Raw genomic sequence first — 17,661 nt, 5'->3', positions numbered from 1 at the left:
AGTTCGCCCGTGTCGGAACCATCGGTCTTGACGGAGGAGAACGGGTCGGCGCGGTCGCTGATCCTGAACCGTCCGAAGTCCATCAACGCGATCGATCACGAGATGGTCGGCTCAATGGCCGAGCACCTCGCGGCCTGGGCCGCCGATGACGCGGTCGAGGCCGTCGTTCTCTCCGGCGCCGGTGAGCGGGGCCTCTGCGCCGGTGGCGACATCGTCGCCATCCATCGCGACGCGTCCGCGTTGAGCGGTAATCCCGAGTCGACCGATCGTGACGCCGAGCAGTCGCCGTCGGCGAGGTTCTGGTTCGACGAATACCGTCTGAACGCGCTGATCTCGGGCTATCCCAAGCCGTATGTCGCGATCATGGACGGCATCGTGATGGGCGGCGGTGTCGGGGTCTCCGCGCACGGCGACATCCGCATCGTCACCGACCGTACGAAACTCGCGATGCCCGAGGTGGGTATCGGCTTCGTGCCCGATGTCGGTGGTACGCATCTGCTTTCGCGCGTTCCGGACGGGCTCGGAACCTACGCCGGCCTCACCGCCGGTCACCTGCGCGGCGCCGACGCCATCGCGATGGGCTTGGCCGATCACTTCGTCCCGTCGGAGTCGCTGCCGGCGTTCCTCGCCGTGATCGGCGAGTCGGGAATCGAGGCGGCACTGTCCGCGCACGCCGTCGACGCGCCGGCTTCCGAACTCGCCGAACATCGCGGATGGATCGCGGAAGCGTTTGCGGCCGATTCGGTCTCGGAGATCGTCGAACGATGCCGCGCGGTGGGTTCGCCCTTCGCGGACAAGACCGCCGACGCGATCGAGGCGAAGAGCCCGACTGCACTGGCCGTCACCCTGCGTTCGCTGCGCGAGGCAGCCGGCGACGCGACCCTGGAGGACACCCTGGTGCGCGAGTATCGCGTGTCGGTGCGTTGCCTGCTGCATCCCGACATGGCCGAGGGCATCCGCGCCCAGGTCATCGACAAGGACCGCGATCCGAAGTGGGCCACGTTCTCCGGGGACGCCGTCGACGCCTTCTTCGCGCCACTGCCCGACGACCTCACGTTCCCGACCGTCTGACCGAGACCTTCCCCGGGTGGGAGTCAGCCCGTAACATCCCGCCCGTCACCGAACCGAAAGAGGACTGACCGTGACCGAACACCAGACCATCATCGTCGAGACCAGCGGCCGGGTGGGCATCATCACCCTCAACCGCCCCAAGGCACTGAACGCCCTCAACACCGAGCTGATGAACGAAGTGGTCGGTGCCGTCCGGGAGTTCGACGTCGACCAGGGGATCGGCGCCATCGTGATCACCGGCTCGGAAAAGGCGTTTGCCGCGGGTGCCGACATCAAGGAGATGTCGTCGAAGTCCTACGCGGACGTGGTCAACGAGCAGTTCTTCGGTGCCTGGGATGAGCTGTCGCGGGCGCGCACGCCGATCATCGCCGCCGTCACCGGCTACGCCCTCGGCGGCGGCTGCGAGCTCGCGATGCTGTGCGACACCATCATCGCCGGCGACAACGCCGTCTTCGGTCAGCCCGAGATCAACCTCGGCGTCATCCCCGGGATCGGCGGCTCGCAGCGTCTCACCCGCGCCGTGGGCAAGGCCAAGGCGATGGACATGGTGCTGACCGGCCGCCAGATGAAGGTCGACGAGGCCGAACGCCTCGGCCTCGTCTCGCGCGTCGTTCCCAAGGAGGACTGCCGCGCCGCCGCCATCGAGGTCGCCGAGGTCATCGCCTCGAAGTCGCTGATCGCGTCCGCCGCCGCCAAGGACGCGGTCAATCGCGCGTTCGAGTCGAGCCTCGTCGAGGGTGTCCGCGCCGAGCGCGCGCTGTTCTACTCCACGTTCGCGACCGACGACCAGACCGAGGGCATGGCCGCCTTCGTCGAGAAGCGGGACCCGAACTTCACCCACCGCTGATCCGAGACATTCGCAAACCCACCTCTTTTCGGTGTTTCCACCCCCTGTGTGGTGGGTGGATATACCGAAAAGGGGTGGGTTTGCGGCGTTCAGGAGAGTGTACGCAACACCGCCAGGACCCGGTCGACGAGCGGGGACTGGGGCCCGTCGGGGAACGCGACGGCCAGTTCGACCTCGTCGTCGGTGTCGAGCGGGCGGTAGACGACGCCGGGTATACCGAGCGCTGAGGTGGGTTCAGGGACCAGGGCGACCCCCACCCCCGCGGCGACGAGTGTCACCAGCGTCGACGTCTCCTCGACCTCGTGCCGGACGCGCGGGACGAATCCCGCGCGTCCGGCGGCCGCCGACAGGACCCCGTGCATGACCGACTTCCCGCTGCCCGCGTGCACGATGAAGTCGTCGCCGCGCAGCAGGGCGAGGTCGACGGGCGTATCCGATGCGCCGTGGGCGAGCGGATGATCGTGGGGCAGAGCGACGATGAGGCGGTCGCTGCGGATCGACTCGACCCGCAGTCCGGTGGTGTTGATGGGCATGCGCAGTAAGGCAAGGTCGATGTCCCCGGACTCGAGCGCGGCGATCTGGGCCGGTGCCAGCATCTCGCCGCGAACGTGGACGTCCACATCGGGCAGTTCGTCGCTCAGTGCGCGCACGAGCGCGGGCAACAGCGAGTAGGTGGCCGAACCCACGCACCCGATCGCGAGGTTGCCCTGCCGCCCGTCGGCGATCCGTTGCGCCTGTCGTGCAGCGGCGTCGACCGAGTCCAGGATCGCGACGGCTCGCTGCAGGTAATCCGCACCTGCCGGGGTCAGCTCGACACGACGCGTCGACCGGGCCAGCAGTGCGACACCGAGCTCGTCCTCCAGCTGGCGGATCTGCTGAGACAGCGGTGGCTGGGCCATGTGGAGCCGCTCGGCGGCCCGGCCGAAGTGCAGCTCCTCGGCGACGGCGCGGAAGTAGCGCAGGTGTCGCAGTTCCATGGAGTCAGTCTAGAGCGTTGATATCTGCTCCATATCAAATGCCGGGATATGGATACTTCTGCATATCGCTGTTGCTTCCTAGGGTGGACTCATGGCATCTCTCACCACGGACGCGGGTACCGACATCGTTGTCTGTTCGCCACTGCGTACCCCGGTCGGGCGCATGGGTGGGGCGCTGTCGACCGTGCCCGTCACCCGACTGGCCACCGACCTCCTTCGCGAACTCGTCCGGCGCACCGGACTCGAGGAGGGTGATGTCGACGACGTGATCCTCGGGCAGGGCTATGCCAACGGTGAGTCGCCGGCGCTCGGTCGCATCGCGGCTCTGGACGCCGGTCTCGGAGTCGGCGTACCCGGAATGCAGATCGACCGTCGCTGCGGTTCCGGGTTGCAGGCGATCCTGACCGGGGCGTCGATGGTCGCGACCGGCGGTGCGCGCCTCGTCGTCGCCGGTGGCGCCGAGTCGATGTCGACCGTCGAGCACTACGCGCTGGGTCTTCGGTCGGGGATCAAGCAGGGTGGCGTGGAACTCCGCGATCGCCTCGACCGCGGGCGTCTGACCGCGGGCGGCGAGTCACACCCGGTTCCGGGCGGGATGATCGAGACCGCCGAGAATCTCCGTGCGCGGTACGGCATCTCGCGGACCGAGCAGGACGAGTTCGCGGCCCGATCCCACGAACGGGCGATCGCGGCGCACGACAGCGGCCGCTTCACCAGCGAGTTGGTGCCCGTCACCATCCCGGGCCGACGCGGCCGTACGGACACCGTTGTCGACCGCGATGAGCACCCGCGAGCGGACGCTACTGCGAAATCGCTTGCAGCGCTGCGTCCCATCAGGCTCAAGATCGACGGCGAGTCGACGGTCACGGCCGGAAACGCCTCGGGCCAGAACGACGGTGCGGCCATGGCTGTGGTCACCACACGCGCCGAGGCGGAGCGCCGCGGACTGGAACCCCTTCTCGCCCTGCGTTCGTGGGCCGTCACCGGTTGCGAGCCCGAGGTCATGGGCATCGGCCCGGTCGGGGCCACCGCCGCCGCCCTCGACCGCGCCGACCTCACGCTCGACGAGATCGACCTCATCGAACTCAACGAAGCCTTCGCCGCCCAGGTGCTCGCCTGCCTGGCGGAGTGGAAGGTCGACCCGACCGATGAACGACTGAACCCCAACGGGTCCGGGATCTCGCTGGGTCATCCCATCGGAGCCACCGGCGCCCGCATCCTCGCCACCGCGGCCTACGAAGCGCGCCGGCGTGACGCCCGATTCGTCCTGGAGACGATGTGCATCGGCGGCGGACAGGGACTCGCCGCTATCTTCGAGGCGACCCGATGAGCGCGCAGGTGCACGCCGTCGTCACCGGACGTCCCGACGGACCGGCGGTCGTACTGTCCAACTCGCTGGGTTCGACGCATCGGATGTGGGATTCGCAGGTCGCCGCGCTCGAAGAGCGATTCCGCGTGGTGCGCTATGACACCCGGGGGCACGGCGATTCGCCGGTGCCACCGGGGCCGTACTCGATCGATGAGTTGGCCGATGACGTCATCGCGCTGCTGGACCGCTTCGACCTCGAACGAGCACACCTCGTCGGGCTGTCGCTCGGCGGGATGACCATGATGCGCGTCGCCGCACGCAATCCCGAACGAGTGGATCGGCTGGCCCTGCTGTGCACGGCGGCGTATCTGCCACCGGCGCAGGGCTGGACGGACCGTGCCGCACTCGTGCGCGCCGACGGCACCTCGGCGGTCGCCGCGGCCGTGGTCCAGCGGTGGTTCACTCCTGGCTACCTCGCCGCGAACACCGAAGCCCGACAGCAGTTCGAGGCCATGGTCGCCGCCACTCCTGCCGAGGGATACGCGGCCTGCTGCGAGGCGATCGCCGCCATGGATCAGCGATCCGACCTGTCGTCGATCATCGCGCCCACACTGTCGATCGCCGGTGCCGATGACCCGGCGACACCGCCGGATCTGTTGCGCGACATCGTCGATGCCGTGCCGAACGGCCGCCTGCTGGTGGTCCCGGACTCGGCCCACCTGGCCAACGCGGAACAAGCCGACACCATCACTCCCGCACTCATCGAACATCTGGAGCAGCAATGAGCACTCGCGACAGTGCCGCCACGGCGACGGTCGTCGGCCGGCCCGGCGGCCCGACCAAACTCGCGGCGTCGGCCGCCGAGGCGGTCGCCGACATCCCCGACGGTGCGAGCATCGCGGTCGGCGGCTTCGGGCTGGCCGGCATCCCCGGCTTCCTGATCGACGCGCTCCTCGAGCAGGGGGCGGCGAACCTGACCATCGTCTCCAACAACTGCGGAGCCGACGGTGCGGGTCTGGGTCTGCTGCTGGAGGCCCGGCGCATCGATCGGGTCGTCGCGTCCTACATCGGTGAGAACAAGGAGTTCGGCCGCCAGTTCCTGTCCGGCGAGGTCACCGTCGAACTCACCCCTCAGGGCACCCTCGCCGAACGCATGCGCGCCGGCGGTAGCGGGATCGGGGCGTTCTTCACCCCCACCGGTGTCGGCACGCTTGTCGCCGAAGGCGGACTGCCCTGGCGCTACCACTCCGACGGCACCATCGCGGAGGCGTCGCCGCCCAAGGAGGTGCGGACCTTTCACGGTCGGGAGATGGTCCTCGAGGAGTCGATCGTCACCGACTACGCACTCATCCGGGCCGCGGTCGTCGACACGGATGGCAACTGCAGATTTCATGCTGCCGCACGCAATTTCAATCCGCCGGCGGCGATGGCCGGGCGCATCACCATCGTCGAGGCGGAGAAGGTGGTCGAGGTCGGCGAGCTCGGACCCGACGAGATCCACCTGCCCGGCATCTTCGTGCAGCGGATCGTCGAACTCGCCCCGGAGCAGGTCGCGCGCAAGGGGATCGAGAAGCGCACCGTCCGTGAACGTCCCACCGCATCGCCGTCAGCCTAGGAGTGCCGACATGACCTGGACCCGTACCGAGATGGCCGCCCGGGCCGCCCGCGAACTCACCCCCGGTGACTACGTCAACCTGGGAATCGGTTTGCCCACCATGATTCCGGACCTCATGCCCGACAACTCCGGCGTCCACCTGCACGCCGAGAACGGCATCCTCGGCGTCGGACCGTTTCCCTACGACGACGAGGTCGACCCCGACCTCATCAACGCCGGCAAACAGACCGTGTCGGTCCTGCCCGGGGCGTCGTACTTCGATTCGGCCACGAGCTTCGCGATGATCCGCGGAGGCCACGTCGACGTCGCGGTCCTCGGCGGCATGCAAGTCGCGATGAACGGCGACCTGGCCAACTGGATGGTGCCGGGTGCCCTCGTCAAGGGCATCGGTGGCGCCATGGACCTCGTCAACGGCGCCGGCCGGGTCATCGTGCTCATGGATCACGTCACCAAGAAGGGTGAGCCCAAGCTGCTCGAGGGCTGCGCGCTCCCGCTGACCGGCCGCGGCGTGGTGAGTCGCGTGATCACCGACCTCGGTGTGTTCGACATCGCCGGAACGGGATTCGACGTCGTCGAGTTCGCCCCGGGCGTGGACCTGGGGATGGTCGAGGACCGGACCGGTGCGCCGGTCACCGACCGCACCGCCGCCTACGCGACGGCCGGAGCATAGATCGCCTGCAGGTACACACGCACGGTCGACGGAGTCTGACGCACGGTCGACGTCACCGGCGGGTGGCTGCGAGTTCGGCGCGGGACCGCACACCGAGCTTCGCGTAGATCCGGGTCAGGTGGTACTGCACCGTCTTCGGTGAGATGTAGAGCTCGGCCGCCACCTCCCGGTTCGACAGGCCGCGCGCGACAAGGGCGGTCACTGCCTCCTCCTGCGGCGTGAGTTCGGCGGCACCCTTTGTGGCGGTGTGGTTCTCACCACGCGACGTCGCGAGACCGCCCGCCTTCAGTTCGCGTTCACAGCGTTCGACGTAGGTGGTCGCGCCGAGTGACAGATACAGGTCGCGGGCAGTCCCGATGACGGCGTCGGCGACCCGGCGCTTGCCCGCACGTCGCAACGTCTGGCCGTAGGCGAAGTTCACCCGCGCCTGGTCGTAGCGCAGGCCGAGACCGTCGAGGAGTTCGATGCCCTCCTCGAAGGTGCGCCGTGCTCCGTGGATGTCACCGGTTGCGCCGAGGTGGCGGCCGCGCGCGTACTTCATCCGGGCTGCCGACGACCGGTGGCCCCGCTCGGCGGACCGGATCTCGTAGCGTCGCAGCAGATCGTCGGCGGCCTCGTGCCGTCCCTCGAGGACCAGTGCGTTGGCGAGGACGTCGACCCACGGCCACAGGCCCGGCTCGGACAGGGCCGGGACGGACTCGGCCATCGCGACGAGCGGCGTCAGTATCCGCCGGACCTTGCCGTAGTCGGCTGCGGCCTCCGCCAGTTGGGCCCGGGCCAGCAGGTCCGGTATCCGCATGATCTCGTAGTCGCCGATGGAGGTGCTGCTCTGTGCGATACTTCCATGCGCGTCCTCCCAGTTCCCGCGCAGCGAATAAATCTGGCTCGCAGTCCAGTTGAGCAGGGGCGTGGTGAGCGCGATGCCGCTGTTGCGGGCGAGCGCGCGGCCGGCCTCGACGCCGCGCAGCGCATCGTCCCAGTCGCCGGTGAGGAACTGGACCCGGGCGAGCCAGGCCAGCGCCCACAACGTGATCCGGGTGGAGCCACCGAGCTGCGCCATCGACACGGCGGTTTCGAGATCGGTACGCGCAGCGTCGATCTCGTCGAGGCCGAGTTCGAGCCAACCGCGACCCATGATCGCACGCTGCGCCTGCGCGCCGTATCGAACCCGTTCCGACACCGTCTGGTACTCGGCGCGTGCGGCATCCGGGTGTCCCGACCAGGCCAGTCCGAGTCCACGGATGACGGCGGCCTCCACTCGGGCGGCCGATCCGGCGTCGGCCATCGCGTCCGCGCGATCGGCCCAGTCCACCAACTCGGTGCCCTGGCATCGGACCAGGTTGTGCAGGACGAAACGTTGCGCGATCAGGGCGGCGACATCGGGCTTGCGCTCGACGTTGACGATCGCCCACGCCCGGTCGAGACGCAGCTGTGCCTCCGCCGACCGGCCCCGCAGGATGGCGAGGTACGCCAGGGTCGCATTGCGCAGTGGTGTCTCGCGCAGGCTCTCCACGGTCGGTACGAGGGCGCCGGCACCGGTGCAGTCTCCAGCGGCGAGGAGCGAATCGACCGCGAGCGTCACCCGTGTGTCGCGCTGCAACGGATCGGGGGTGAGCCGGCCCGCCTGCCCGTACAGCCCGGCGGCCTCGGCCCACGCACCGTCGGCGCCGCGGGCGCGTGCCAGGTCGGTGAGGGCGTCGGCGAGGGCGGCGTCGACCGTCGAGGTGGCCGCGACGCGGTGATGGAGCTGTCGGGCAGGGTCGTCGACGAGGTCCGCAGCCCGACGGTGGGCGTCGCCCACGGTCTTCATGCCGAGGACCTCGAGGACGGCGGCCCGCACCAGGGGACCCGCGAGACGCGGTTGCGCCTCCGCGGGTGTCAATGCCCTGTCGTCCGTCACCAGACCGGTTGCGCGCGCGTCGTCGATCGCGGCCAGGGGGTCGGTGATCCCGGCGAGCGCAATCGCGGTGGCGAGGGGCTCGGCCGGGTCGAGGATCGCGAGCGCTTCGATGAGCGCGCGAGCCGAGGTGCCGTTGTCCGGCAATCGCTTCCGCACCATCGCGATGACATGGGCCGGCGCAGGCAGTCCCACGCCGGTGCGGGACCAGGTGCCTGGCGGGACCTCGTCGAGCAGGGCCACGATGTCGCGGGGATTCCCGCCGGTGTGCCGGGCCAGTTCCTCCCGCATCGCCGGGTGCAGCACGATGCCGCGCTGCGCGGCGAGGTCGGCAGTACCCGTTGGGTCCAGGCCGTCGAGTCGTAGCTCGTCGAGTGCGTTGCCGACGAGCCGGGTACCCGGCCGAGACATGGTGAGGACGACCAGGATTCGGCGATCCCGGTGTTCTCGGGTGAGTGAGACCAACGCCTGCAGTGACTCCTCGTCGGCGAGGTCGGCGTCGTCGACGGCGATGAGTCCGGCGGTGTCGCCGGGCACCTCGGTCGATGACTCTGCAGGAGTGGTGACCGCTGCGAGTAGTGCGTCGAGCAGGTCGTCCGGGGTCGGGTCGGCAGCTGTCGCGGGTGTGGCGTCGGGCCGGTCCTGTACCAGCTGCCGGATGAGTGCGCCGGGCGTGTGCGCTCGCCACGGTGAGACCGCGGCCCACAACGTGGAACCGGTTGTCGGAGCGGACAGCCGCCGCCGGACCAGGTGCCTCAGCAGCGTCGACTTGCCGATTCCGGGATCTCCCGTGACGGCCAGAAAACCCGACTCCGACACGGCGTCGAGCCGCGAGAAGAGCAATTCGATCTCGCGGTCGCGGCCGACGCACCCGCCGGTGACCATCATCGGTCCATACTAGTCAGCAGCTCAACCCTGATCGCCGCCGGCGACGGGCAGCACGGTCCCGGTGATGTACGACGCCTCGTCGGAAGCGAGAACGCAGATGGCGGCCGCCTGCTCGTCGAGGGTGCCGTACCGGTGCAGCGACGACGACGCGATCGTCTGGTCGATGTGGGCCTGATACCACTGTGACTCGATCTCGTTGCGCGGCTCCGGTGTACCGCGTGAGATCCGACGCGGCGGTGCCTCGGTGCCTCCCGGCGCCGTGGCGACCACTCGGATGCCGTCGTCGGCGTACTCCATCGCCAGTGACGCGGTCAACGCGTTCACCGCCCCCTTCGCCGCCGAGTACGGGATCCGGTGAATGCCTCGCGTCGCCGCCGAGGAGACGTTGACGATCACCCCGCCCCCGGCGCGTGTCATCGACGGCAGGACCGCCCGGCACGCGTACAGCGTCGTCATCAGCGACCGGTCGATCTCGGCCCGGATCTGCTCCTCGGTGAACTCGACGAACGGTTTGAAGTTGATGGCGCCGCCCACGTTGTTGATCAGCACATCCACCCGACCGTACGTGGACAACGCCTGCCGGATCACCGACTCGGCGCCGCCGAAACCCTCCAGATCGGCGATGGCGGCTGCCGCGCCGGGACCGTTCGCTTCGAGATCGCGGGCCACCTCGGCGACCAGTTCCGATCGGTCGGCGAGGACGACCTTGCCGCCCTCGGCGCTGATTCGCCGGGCGGTCTGCTCGCCGATCCCCTGCGCGGCACCGGTGATGACGACGACCTTGCCGGCGAACCGGCCCGGGGTGACGAAACGCGGTCGACGCGAAACCGATTCGTCGGCCATCGCTCGGCGCATGGTCTGCTTCGACCGGTCGGCATGTGCGGTGATGAGTGCTCGTGCCGCGTCGTGGTCCCCGGCCTCGAACGCCGAGACGATATCGATGTGGTCCTGCGCGCACAACGGGTGACACCAGGTCGCGTTCCGTAGCACCTCACTCATGCGGCCCTTGACGCCGAGCGCCTTGTAGGCCTCGAGCAGGTGATCGTTACCGGTCTGGGCGAAGAGGTAGTCGTGGAACGCGGCGTTGGTCTCGGTGTACTCCGCGGCATCGACGAAGCGATCACCGTCCACGTACGGCACCGTGGCGTCGGCGAGCATACGGTAACCGGCCAGCTGTTGCATGGACAAGCGCCCGAACGTCAGCTCGAGTGCGCCCAGTTCCAGGGCGGCCCGGGCCTCGAACAGGGCGTCCGACTCGTGGATCGCCGGATGCTCCTCGCCGATCTGGTAGCCCTGCGAACCGACGACTGCCGGTCCCGCCACGGTGTCCCCGACGGTGGGCGTTTCGGTCGCCACCGCGGGAACCGCTTCGTGCAGCGGTTCCAGGCTCGACGGCGCGAACACCTCCTGCCCGGCGATCGACCGTGCCGGACCCGCCGGATGCGACGCCGTCGGTCGCAGCAACCCCGCATCGGATTCCAGTCCGCGGTCATCGGATTCGGTGTGCCACACGACCTGTCCAGCGATCCGGACCAGTGAATCGTCGCCGGCGACCGACGGACGTGCACCCGACCAGGCCGCCATGTCTGCGGCCGGGAGAGTCTGCTGTCCGGCGATCGACCGGGCGTTCGCGGCCACGATGATCGGGTCGTCGGCGTCCGGCGCGGACGAGTCGGACGCCGCGGTAGTCGCCCGGGCGGTTTCGTCGGTGAGCACCTCGGTCTCGTCGACTGTGCCGTCGTCGGCACCGGCCTCCGGACGCGCCGCGAGCGCGAACTTCTCGTAGTAGAAGCCCGTCGGCGCGATGCCGGCCTGGGCGACGTGCTTGCGAACCGACTCCACCATCGGCGGCGGACCGCACAGGTAGATCGCGACATCCCCGTCGTAGAGGTGGGCCGGCTCGATCAGGCTCATCACGTAGCCCTTGTTGACCGCGGAACTGGCCGGGTCCGAGACACAGTGGTCCCACGTCAGACCGGGCAGCTTCTCGGCGAAGAACTCGACCTCGTCGAGGGCAACCAGATCGGTGTCGGTGGACACCCCGTAGATGAGGTGGACTTTTCGACGGCTGTTGTCGGCGTGCAGCTTCCGCAACATCGACAGGATCGGCGCAAGGCCGGTGCCGCCGGCCAGCAGCAGCACGGGGCGGGTGGCCTCGCGCAGGAAGAACGATCCGTGCGGACCGGTGAACGCGATCTCCTCGCCGCGGGCGGCGCGGTCGGTCAGGTAGGTCGACATCGCGCCGCCGGGACTCAGCTTGATGAGGAAGACGAGACAGTCCTCGTGCGGGCCGTTGGCAAACGAGTACGACCGGGTCACCGGGGTGCCCTCGCCGTCGTCGCTGCCGGGGATCTCGATGTTGACGTACTGTCCGGGCAGGAACGCCAGCTCCCCGCGGTTCTCGATCAGGACCTCGAGACGCATGGTCGAGTCCGAGAGTCGATCGAGTTCGACGATGGTGCCGGTGAATCGGGACGCCTGGGTCTTGGCGACATCGGAGGTCGCCGGAATCTGCAGCACGAGATCGGACTTGGGCTTCATGCAACAGGGGAGCGCATAGCCCGCGGCGGACTCGTCGTCGGAGAGCGCGTCCTCGATGTATACCCCGCCGTCGAAATCGCCGGACTCGCAGAACGACTTACACGTTCCACAGGCCCCGTCGCGGCAGTCCAGCGGGATGTTGATCCGCTGACGGTAGGAGGCGTCGGCGACGGTCTGGTCCTCGCGGCACGAGATGAACCGCGTGACACCGTCTTCGAAGGACAGCGCCACCTGATGGATGGTGGCCTCGCCGTCGGGGGCTCGCAGGTCGGCGCCGACGCCGTTGTCGGTGGTGACAGTCATGGACCGGTCCTAGAAGTGGTAGATGTCCACCACGTGGTGGATGTAGTCGTTCTTCAGCACGATCGTCTTGCGTCGGATCAGCGGTTGCTCGCCGGAGAAGTCGATCGTGTAGAAGGAGGTCCCGTAGTACGGGTCGACCGTGTTGTACCGGAAATACATGGTGTGCCAGTTGAACCGGACGTCGACGAGATCACCGCGCCGTTCGATGACCTCGACGTTGCCGATGTTGTGGCTCGTCCGGGGTTCGGGCAGTGAGGTCGCCGACGACCGCTCGGTGCGGATGCGGAAGACCCGGTCCTCGAGGCCGCCCTTGTTGCCGTAGTAGATCAGCGAGATCTCGCGGTGCGGGTTCTCGGTGAGACGATCACGGTCGTCCCAGGCCGGCATCCAGTACACGACGTCGTCGGCGTAGCAGTCGAGCCACTTCTCGAATTCGCGGTCGTCGAGGTAGCGGGCCTCGCGGTACAGGAACTGCTCGATCATGTTCTGGGTGATGAGCTTTCCGCCGGTGGATATGCCCGACCCGGCGGGATCGACAGCGGCGGAATTGGTCTCAGCGGTGGTCATGGTGCTCTCCTTCAGGGCGGTGGGCTGGGCGGCGGTCTACTGGGCTGGGGCCGCTGCTTGTTCGGCCGCCGCCTCTTCCTTCGCGGCAGCTGCGCGCATCCGCTCGAGCCAGTAACCGTGCTGGACCGGGTAGAGCCCCTCGTCCTCGTTCTTGACGCCGGCCGAGATGACCCCGGTCATGCCCAGCGATTCGGCGACGGGATCGGGACCGGTGAGCCAGTGCTCGGCACCGCGGCTCATGTCGTTCCACGGCGCGGCCTGCGCCCGGAACGTGAGCTGGCACGACCGGAACTCCTCGAGGTCGTCGGGAGTCGCCATCCCGGACGCGTTGAAGAAGTCCTCGTACTGGCGGATGCGGTGAGCCCGCGCGGAGTCGCTCTCACCCTTGGGCGCGATGCAGTAGATGGTGACCTCGGTCTTGTCCGGCGCGATCGGACGGAAGTGGCGGATCTGCGTCGAGAACTGGTCCATCAGATAGACATTCGGGTACAGGCATAGATTGCGCGAACCCTTCACCATGAACTCGCCCTTGGCGTCGCCGTGGATCTCCTTGAGCTGCTCCATCGAATCCCACAGCGGACGGTCCTGTGGATTGGCCGCCCAGGTCCACAGGCACAGATGACCGTTGGGGTAGGACCAATAGCCGCCGCCGGACTTTCCCCAACCGCCGGCGTCGAGTGCCTTGGTGTCGTTCTTCGACTCCCCGGTACTGCGACGAGACGTGGTGGCCGCGTAGTTCCAGTGGGTTGCGGTCACGTGGTAGCCGTCGGCGCCGTTCTCCGCCTGCACCTTCCAGTTGCCGTCGTAGGTGTAGGTCGACGCGCCGCGGAGCACCTCGAGGCCGTCCGGCGACTGGTCGACCAGCATGTCGATGATCAGTCGGGTGTCGCCGAGATGCTCCCCTAGCGAGGCGACGTCCTCGTTGAGGCTGCCGAACAGGAAGCCGCGGTAACTGTCGAAGCGGGCGACCTTGGTCAGGTTGTGCGAGCCGTCGACGTCGAAGGTGTCGGGGTAACCGGCCCCATCGGGATCCTTGACCTTCAGAAGGGTCCCGTCGTTGCGGAACGTCCAACCGTGGAACGGGCAGGTCAGTGTCATCCGGTTGTCGGTCTTGCGCCGGCAGATCATCGCGCCGCGGTGCGCACAGGCGTTGATCAGGCGGTGCAACTCGCCGTTCTTGTCGCGGGTGATGACGACGGGCTGCCGGCCGATGTAGGTGGTGAAGTAGTCGCCAGGTTCGGGGACCTGGCTCTCGTGTGCGAGATAGATCCAGTTGCCCTCGAAGATGTGCTTCATCTCCAACTCGAAGATGTCCTCATCGGTGAAGATCCGCCGGTTGGCGCGGTAGACACCGGCGTCTCGGTCGTCGACGACCGCGTCGTCGAGGACCGAGTTCACATGATTCAAGTGTTCCGATACGGACGCGGTCATGGTCGTAAACCTCCAGGAAGTGGGCTGCTCTCTGCACTGTGGCAGCACGTGGTGGCGATCACACCCGGGTAATTGCCAGTCCTGGCCAAGCAGCCTATTGATCAATGGCCTCAATCAATTGCCGCAATTTGTGTCTTTGTCATGTATGGATCGACGCTCTACCGTGAGACGTGTCCGCGGTCACAACCGCGGTGTCGATCAGTACGAGACGAGGCGGGTCATGGAGCTACGGCACTTGCGGTACTTCGCCGCCGTGGCCGACACCTGTCATTTCGGGCAGGCAGCGGAGTCGTTGCACGTGGCACAGCCCGCGCTGTCGTACGCAATCCGCCAGCTCGAGGCCGAGCTCGACGTCACCGTGTTCACGCGGACCACCCGTCAGGTGTCGCTCACCCCGGCCGGGCAGTACCTCAGGGCCCAGGCCGAGCGAATTCTCGCCGGCGTGGACGAAGCCGTGGACGGCGTGCGTCGGATCGCCGCCGGCCGCAGCGGCCTCGTCCGGGTCGGTATCACCGGTATCGCCGCGTTCTCCCATCTGCCGCGCATCGCGCGGGTCGTCAAGCGGGAGTTGCCCGATGTGGATCTTCGTATCCAGTCCGACATGCTCACGCCGGGCCAGTGCGACGCCCTGCGCGCCGGCACCCTCGACCTCGGGATCCTGCGCCCGCCGGCGATCGGGGAGCACATCGACACGACGGTCATCGATGTCGAGCCGATGGTTCTCGCGGTGTCGGTCGATCACCGACTGGCCGCCGAGCCCGTGGTCTCCGTCGCCGACCTCCGCCACGAGCCGTTCGTGCTGTACGACAGCCGGGACTCGGCCGTCAACGACGCCGCGATACGGACATGTCGCGCAGCGGGTTTCGTTCCCCACCGGGCGCACCAGGCGCCGGGTACCGCGGTGCTGCTGGCCCTGGTCGCCGCCGGGCTGGGGGTCGCCCTGCTCCCGGCCTCGGTGCGGTCACTTCCGCTCGACGGTTTGGTGGTGCGCGACCTCGTCGATGCCGACACCGTCGAGGTGGCACTCGCCTGGCGATCGGGTTCCGACGACCCGGTCGTCACCGCGGTCGCCGACGTCATCGCCGCTGCCTTCGCCGATTCCGCCGCCGCACAGTCGCGCGACACCCAGCTTGCCGACCACCGTTCCGTGAGGACCCGACTGGGTGCTCGATCTGGAGAGAAACCGTGAAAATCACCGCTGTGGAGGCGATTCCGTTCGCCATCCCGTACGTGAAGCCGCTGAGGTTCGCCTCCGGCGAGGTGCACGCCGCGACCCACGTGCTGGTCCGGGTGCACACCGACGCCGGCGTGGTCGGCGTCGCCGAGGCGCCGCCCCGCCCGTTCACCTACGGCGAGACCCAGGACGGCATCATCGCCGTGATCGAGGGCATCTTCGCGCCCGCGGTCGTCGGCCTGACCTTGCTCGAGCGTGAGGTGGTCGCCGCCCGGATGGCTCGCACGGTCGGCAACCCGGCCGCGAAATCCGCTGTGGACATGGCGATCTGGGATGCGCTGGGCAAGGTGCTGGGACTCCCGGTCGGCGACATGCTCGGCGGCTACACCGACCGGATGCGCGTCAGTCACATGCTCGGGTTCGCCGAGCCGGCCGCGATGGTCGCCGAAGCCGAGAAGATGGTCGACACCTACGGGATCCGCACCTTCAAGGTGAAGGTCGGACGTCACCCGGCATCCCTCGACACCGCGGTCGTCCGCGCGCTCCGCGAGCGGTTCGGCAGCGACGTCGAACTCTACGTCGACGGCAATCGGGGCTGGACCGCAGCCGAGTCGTCGCGAGCCATGCGGGAGATGGCCGACCTCGATCTGCTGTTCGCCGAAGAGCTCTGCGACGCAGCCGATGTGCTCGGTCGCCGGTGGCTGGTCGAACAGCTGCCGGTGCCGTTCATCGCCGACGAATCGGTGCCCACGCCAGCCGACGTCACCCGCGAGATCCTCGGCCGGTCGGCGACCGCCGTCAGCATCAAGACCGCGCGGTCGGGTTTCACCACCTCACGCCGCACGCATCACCTCGCCGAGGGGTTGGGCGTCCCGGTCGTCATGGGCAACCAGATCGACGGACAGATCGGGACGGCGTGCACGCTCGCCTTCGGCAGCGCCTTCGAGCTGACCTCGCGCTACGCGGGTGAGCTGTCGAACTTCCTGGACATGAGCGACGACCTGCTGACCGAGCCGTTGCAGATCCGCGATGGCCACCTGCACCGTTCGACCGCGCCGGGCATCGGTTTCGAGATCGATCCGGACAAGCTCGACCGCTATCGCACCGACAACTAGACCCGCACGCCCACGACACGTCTCGTGGCCGCGAACCCAGTAGCAAGGAGAAGAACATGACCACCACCGAGCATCCCCAGGAAGTCGCCACCGCCGCGGCGTCCGGCGCCTCCGCCACCGAGCGGTTCCACGCGGACAAGTCTCCGTTCGAGGCAGTGAAGGACACTGCGCCGGAACGTGTCTCGACCCTCATCAACGAGGTCCTCGCGGGCGTGCACGAGGTGATCCGGAAGCACAAGGTGACCTACGACGAGTACAACGCGCTCAAGGCGTGGCTCATCAACGTCGGTGAGGACGGCGAGTGGCCGCTGTTCCTCGACGTCTGGGTGGAGCACGTCGTCGAGGACGTCGCGACCTCGCATCGTCAGGGCAACAAGGGCAGCATCGAAGGCCCGTACTACGTCCCGGACGCTCCGGAACTCGGCGCCAAGGGCACTCTGCCCATGCGGGACAACGAGCCCGGCGATCCGTTGGTGTGGACCGGCCAGGTCCGGTCGTGCGACGGCACCCCCCTCGCCGGCGCCACTGTCGAACTCTGGCACGCCGACGACGACGGCTTCTACTCGCAGTTCGCGCCGGGAATTCCGGAGTGGAATCTGCGCGGCACCTTCACCGCCGATGACGAGGGCCGCTTCGAGATCACCACCATCCGGCCCGCGCCGTACATGATCCCGACCGATGGCTCGTGCGGGAAGATGATCTCCGCGGCCGGCTGGCACCCGTGGCGCCCCGCGCACCTGCACCTCAAGGTCTCGGCACCGGGCCACGAGCAGCTGACCGCACAGCTGTACTTCCCGGGCGACCCGCACAACGATGACGACGTCGCCAGCGCCGTCAAGCCCGAACTGGTGCTGGACCCGAAGGACGACGGCAAGGGCGGCTTCACCATCTCCTACAACTTCGTGCTGGATCCGGCGAAGTAATGCTGTTCCACGTGCGGATGGACGTGTCCATCCCCGACGACCTCGACCCCGACGTCCGGGCCGACACGGTCGCCCGGGAGAAGGCGTACTCGCAGGATCTACAACGCGCCGGCAAGTGGCCGCACATCTGGCGGATCGTCGGGGAGTACTCAAACTACTCGATCTTCGACGTCGAGTCGAACGACGAACTGCACACCCTGCTGTCAGGTCTGCCGCTGTTCCCGTACATGCGGATCAAGGTCACCCCACTGGCAACCCATCCGTCGGACATCAACGGCTGACGGCCGCTGCTCCTCGAGAAGCGAGCCCGCCCATCTGCTCGCTAATCCGAAA

General features: G+C 68.1%; 15 protein-coding genes. 10 read left to right on the top strand and 5 right to left on the bottom strand.

All coding sequences use genetic code 11. The annotated features are described in order from the left end of the window. The first annotated feature begins 9 nt into the window (after positions 1 to 9). Together Q9R39_RS08270 and Q9R39_RS08265 are read left to right on the top strand one after the other, a co-directional pair. A complete protein-coding gene (locus tag Q9R39_RS08270) occupies positions 10 to 1,071 on the top strand; it encodes an enoyl-CoA hydratase/isomerase family protein (RefSeq protein ID WP_078112739.1) in 1,062 nt (353 codons plus the stop codon). A 70-nt stretch (positions 1,072 to 1,141) separates the two neighbouring features. Continuing rightward, positions 1,142 to 1,918 carry an enoyl-CoA hydratase gene (locus tag Q9R39_RS08265; protein ID WP_058249749.1) on the top strand — a complete coding sequence of 259 codons (777 nt, stop codon included), beginning with the start codon at positions 1,142 to 1,144 and terminating at the stop codon, positions 1,916 to 1,918. Between the two features lie 89 nt (positions 1,919 to 2,007). On the opposite strand, the gene Q9R39_RS08260 is transcribed toward Q9R39_RS08265, so the two are convergent. Next, a complete protein-coding gene (locus Q9R39_RS08260) occupies positions 2,008 to 2,895 on the bottom strand; it encodes a LysR substrate-binding domain-containing protein (RefSeq protein ID WP_311277324.1) in 888 nt (295 codons plus the stop codon). Positions 2,896 to 2,986: 91 nt separating this feature from the next. Here Q9R39_RS08260 and Q9R39_RS08255 point away from each other — a divergent pair, with 91 nt between their 5' ends. The 4 genes from Q9R39_RS08255 to Q9R39_RS08240 are packed head-to-tail and all read left to right on the top strand — an operon-like array spanning position 2,987 to position 6,489. Continuing rightward, a complete protein-coding gene (locus Q9R39_RS08255; RefSeq protein WP_078112737.1) occupies positions 2,987 to 4,225 on the top strand; it encodes an acetyl-CoA C-acetyltransferase in 1,239 nt (412 codons plus the stop codon). Continuing rightward, entirely contained in the window at positions 4,222 to 4,989 is a 768-nt protein-coding gene (gene pcaD / locus Q9R39_RS08250; RefSeq protein ID WP_311277323.1) for a 3-oxoadipate enol-lactonase, read from the top strand. Before Q9R39_RS08255 ends, pcaD begins: the two co-directional genes overlap by 4 nt. Continuing rightward, on the top strand, positions 4,986 to 5,819 hold the full coding sequence (locus Q9R39_RS08245; RefSeq protein WP_311277322.1) for a CoA transferase subunit A: 834 nt from the start codon (positions 4,986 to 4,988) through the stop codon (positions 5,817 to 5,819). The genes pcaD and Q9R39_RS08245 overlap by 4 nt, the downstream gene beginning before the upstream one ends. Positions 5,820 to 5,829: 10 nt before the next feature. Beyond that, positions 5,830 to 6,489 carry a 3-oxoacid CoA-transferase subunit B gene (locus tag Q9R39_RS08240; protein ID WP_078112734.1) on the top strand — a complete coding sequence of 220 codons (660 nt, stop codon included), beginning with the start codon at positions 5,830 to 5,832 and terminating at the stop codon, positions 6,487 to 6,489. A 52-nt stretch (positions 6,490 to 6,541) separates the two neighbouring features. On the opposite strand, the gene Q9R39_RS08235 is transcribed toward Q9R39_RS08240, so the two are convergent. From Q9R39_RS08235 to benA, 4 genes are read right to left on the bottom strand one after another with little or no spacing between them, the layout of a single operon-like run. Further along, a complete protein-coding gene (locus tag Q9R39_RS08235) occupies positions 6,542 to 9,274 on the bottom strand; it encodes an AAA family ATPase (protein ID WP_311277321.1) in 2,733 nt (910 codons plus the stop codon). 21 nt (positions 9,275 to 9,295) lie between these two features. Next, positions 9,296 to 12,118: a benzoate 1,2-dioxygenase electron transfer component BenC gene (benC, locus tag Q9R39_RS08230; RefSeq protein WP_311277320.1), complete on the bottom strand. Its 2,823-nt coding sequence runs from the start codon at positions 12,116 to 12,118 to the stop codon at positions 9,296 to 9,298. Between the two features lie 9 nt (positions 12,119 to 12,127). Next, complete coding sequence (gene benB / locus Q9R39_RS08225; protein ID WP_065632574.1) at positions 12,128 to 12,685, bottom strand: benzoate 1,2-dioxygenase small subunit; 558 nt, start codon at positions 12,683 to 12,685, stop codon at positions 12,128 to 12,130. 36 nt (positions 12,686 to 12,721) lie between these two features. After that, the gene (gene benA, locus Q9R39_RS08220) at positions 12,722 to 14,116 is read right to left on the bottom strand and encodes a benzoate 1,2-dioxygenase large subunit (protein ID WP_311277319.1); all 1,395 of its coding nucleotides are present in this window, start codon (positions 14,114 to 14,116) and stop codon (positions 12,722 to 12,724) included. Between the two features lie 220 nt (positions 14,117 to 14,336). On the opposite strand from benA, the gene Q9R39_RS08215 reads away from it, so the two are divergent. The 4 genes from Q9R39_RS08215 to catC are packed head-to-tail and all read left to right on the top strand — an operon-like array spanning position 14,337 to position 17,609. Further along, positions 14,337 to 15,305, top strand: a complete 969-nt coding sequence (locus Q9R39_RS08215) for a LysR family transcriptional regulator (RefSeq protein ID WP_311277318.1) — start codon at positions 14,337 to 14,339, stop codon at positions 15,303 to 15,305. Further along, positions 15,302 to 16,405 carry an enolase C-terminal domain-like protein gene (locus tag Q9R39_RS08210; RefSeq protein WP_311277317.1) on the top strand — a complete coding sequence of 368 codons (1,104 nt, stop codon included), beginning with the start codon at positions 15,302 to 15,304 and terminating at the stop codon, positions 16,403 to 16,405. The genes Q9R39_RS08215 and Q9R39_RS08210 overlap by 4 nt, the downstream gene beginning before the upstream one ends. A 56-nt stretch (positions 16,406 to 16,461) precedes the next feature. After that, on the top strand, positions 16,462 to 17,328 hold the full coding sequence (gene catA, locus Q9R39_RS08205; RefSeq protein WP_311277316.1) for a catechol 1,2-dioxygenase: 867 nt from the start codon (positions 16,462 to 16,464) through the stop codon (positions 17,326 to 17,328). Beyond that, complete coding sequence (gene catC, locus Q9R39_RS08200; RefSeq protein WP_165629568.1) at positions 17,328 to 17,609, top strand: muconolactone Delta-isomerase; 282 nt, start codon at positions 17,328 to 17,330, stop codon at positions 17,607 to 17,609. Before catA ends, catC begins: the two co-directional genes overlap by 1 nt. Positions 17,610 to 17,661: the final 52 nt, after the last annotated feature.

The sequence above is a fragment of the Gordonia sp. AC31 genome (genome assembly GCF_031844505.1).
GTDB classification, from domain to species: Bacteria; Actinomycetota; Actinomycetes; order Mycobacteriales; family Mycobacteriaceae; genus Gordonia; species Gordonia hongkongensis.
The sequence above is the reverse complement of the archived record's forward strand: the minus strand, read 5'-3'. Positions and strand labels throughout refer to the sequence as shown.

Coding starts and splice junctions, on each gene's coding strand:
- pcaD (WP_311277323.1), top strand. CDS start 4,222: ATGAGCGCGCAGGTGCACGCCGTCGTCACCGGACGTCCCGACGGACCG.
- Q9R39_RS08245 (WP_311277322.1), top strand. CDS start 4,986: ATGAGCACTCGCGACAGTGCCGCCACGGCGACGGTCGTCGGCCGGCCC.
- Q9R39_RS08260 (WP_311277324.1), bottom strand. CDS start 2,895: ATGGAACTGCGACACCTGCGCTACTTCCGCGCCGTCGCCGAGGAGCTG.
- benA (WP_311277319.1), bottom strand. CDS start 14,116: ATGACCGCGTCCGTATCGGAACACTTGAATCATGTGAACTCGGTCCTC.
- benC (WP_311277320.1), bottom strand. CDS start 12,118: ATGACTGTCACCACCGACAACGGCGTCGGCGCCGACCTGCGAGCCCCC.
- benB (WP_065632574.1), bottom strand. CDS start 12,685: ATGACCACCGCTGAGACCAATTCCGCCGCTGTCGATCCCGCCGGGTCG.
- Q9R39_RS08255 (WP_078112737.1), top strand. CDS start 2,987: ATGGCATCTCTCACCACGGACGCGGGTACCGACATCGTTGTCTGTTCG.
- Q9R39_RS08235 (WP_311277321.1), bottom strand. CDS start 9,274: ATGATGGTCACCGGCGGGTGCGTCGGCCGCGACCGCGAGATCGAATTG.
- catC (WP_165629568.1), top strand. CDS start 17,328: ATGCTGTTCCACGTGCGGATGGACGTGTCCATCCCCGACGACCTCGAC.
- catA (WP_311277316.1), top strand. CDS start 16,462: ATGACCACCACCGAGCATCCCCAGGAAGTCGCCACCGCCGCGGCGTCC.
- Q9R39_RS08215 (WP_311277318.1), top strand. CDS start 14,337: ATGGAGCTACGGCACTTGCGGTACTTCGCCGCCGTGGCCGACACCTGT.
- Q9R39_RS08240 (WP_078112734.1), top strand. CDS start 5,830: ATGACCTGGACCCGTACCGAGATGGCCGCCCGGGCCGCCCGCGAACTC.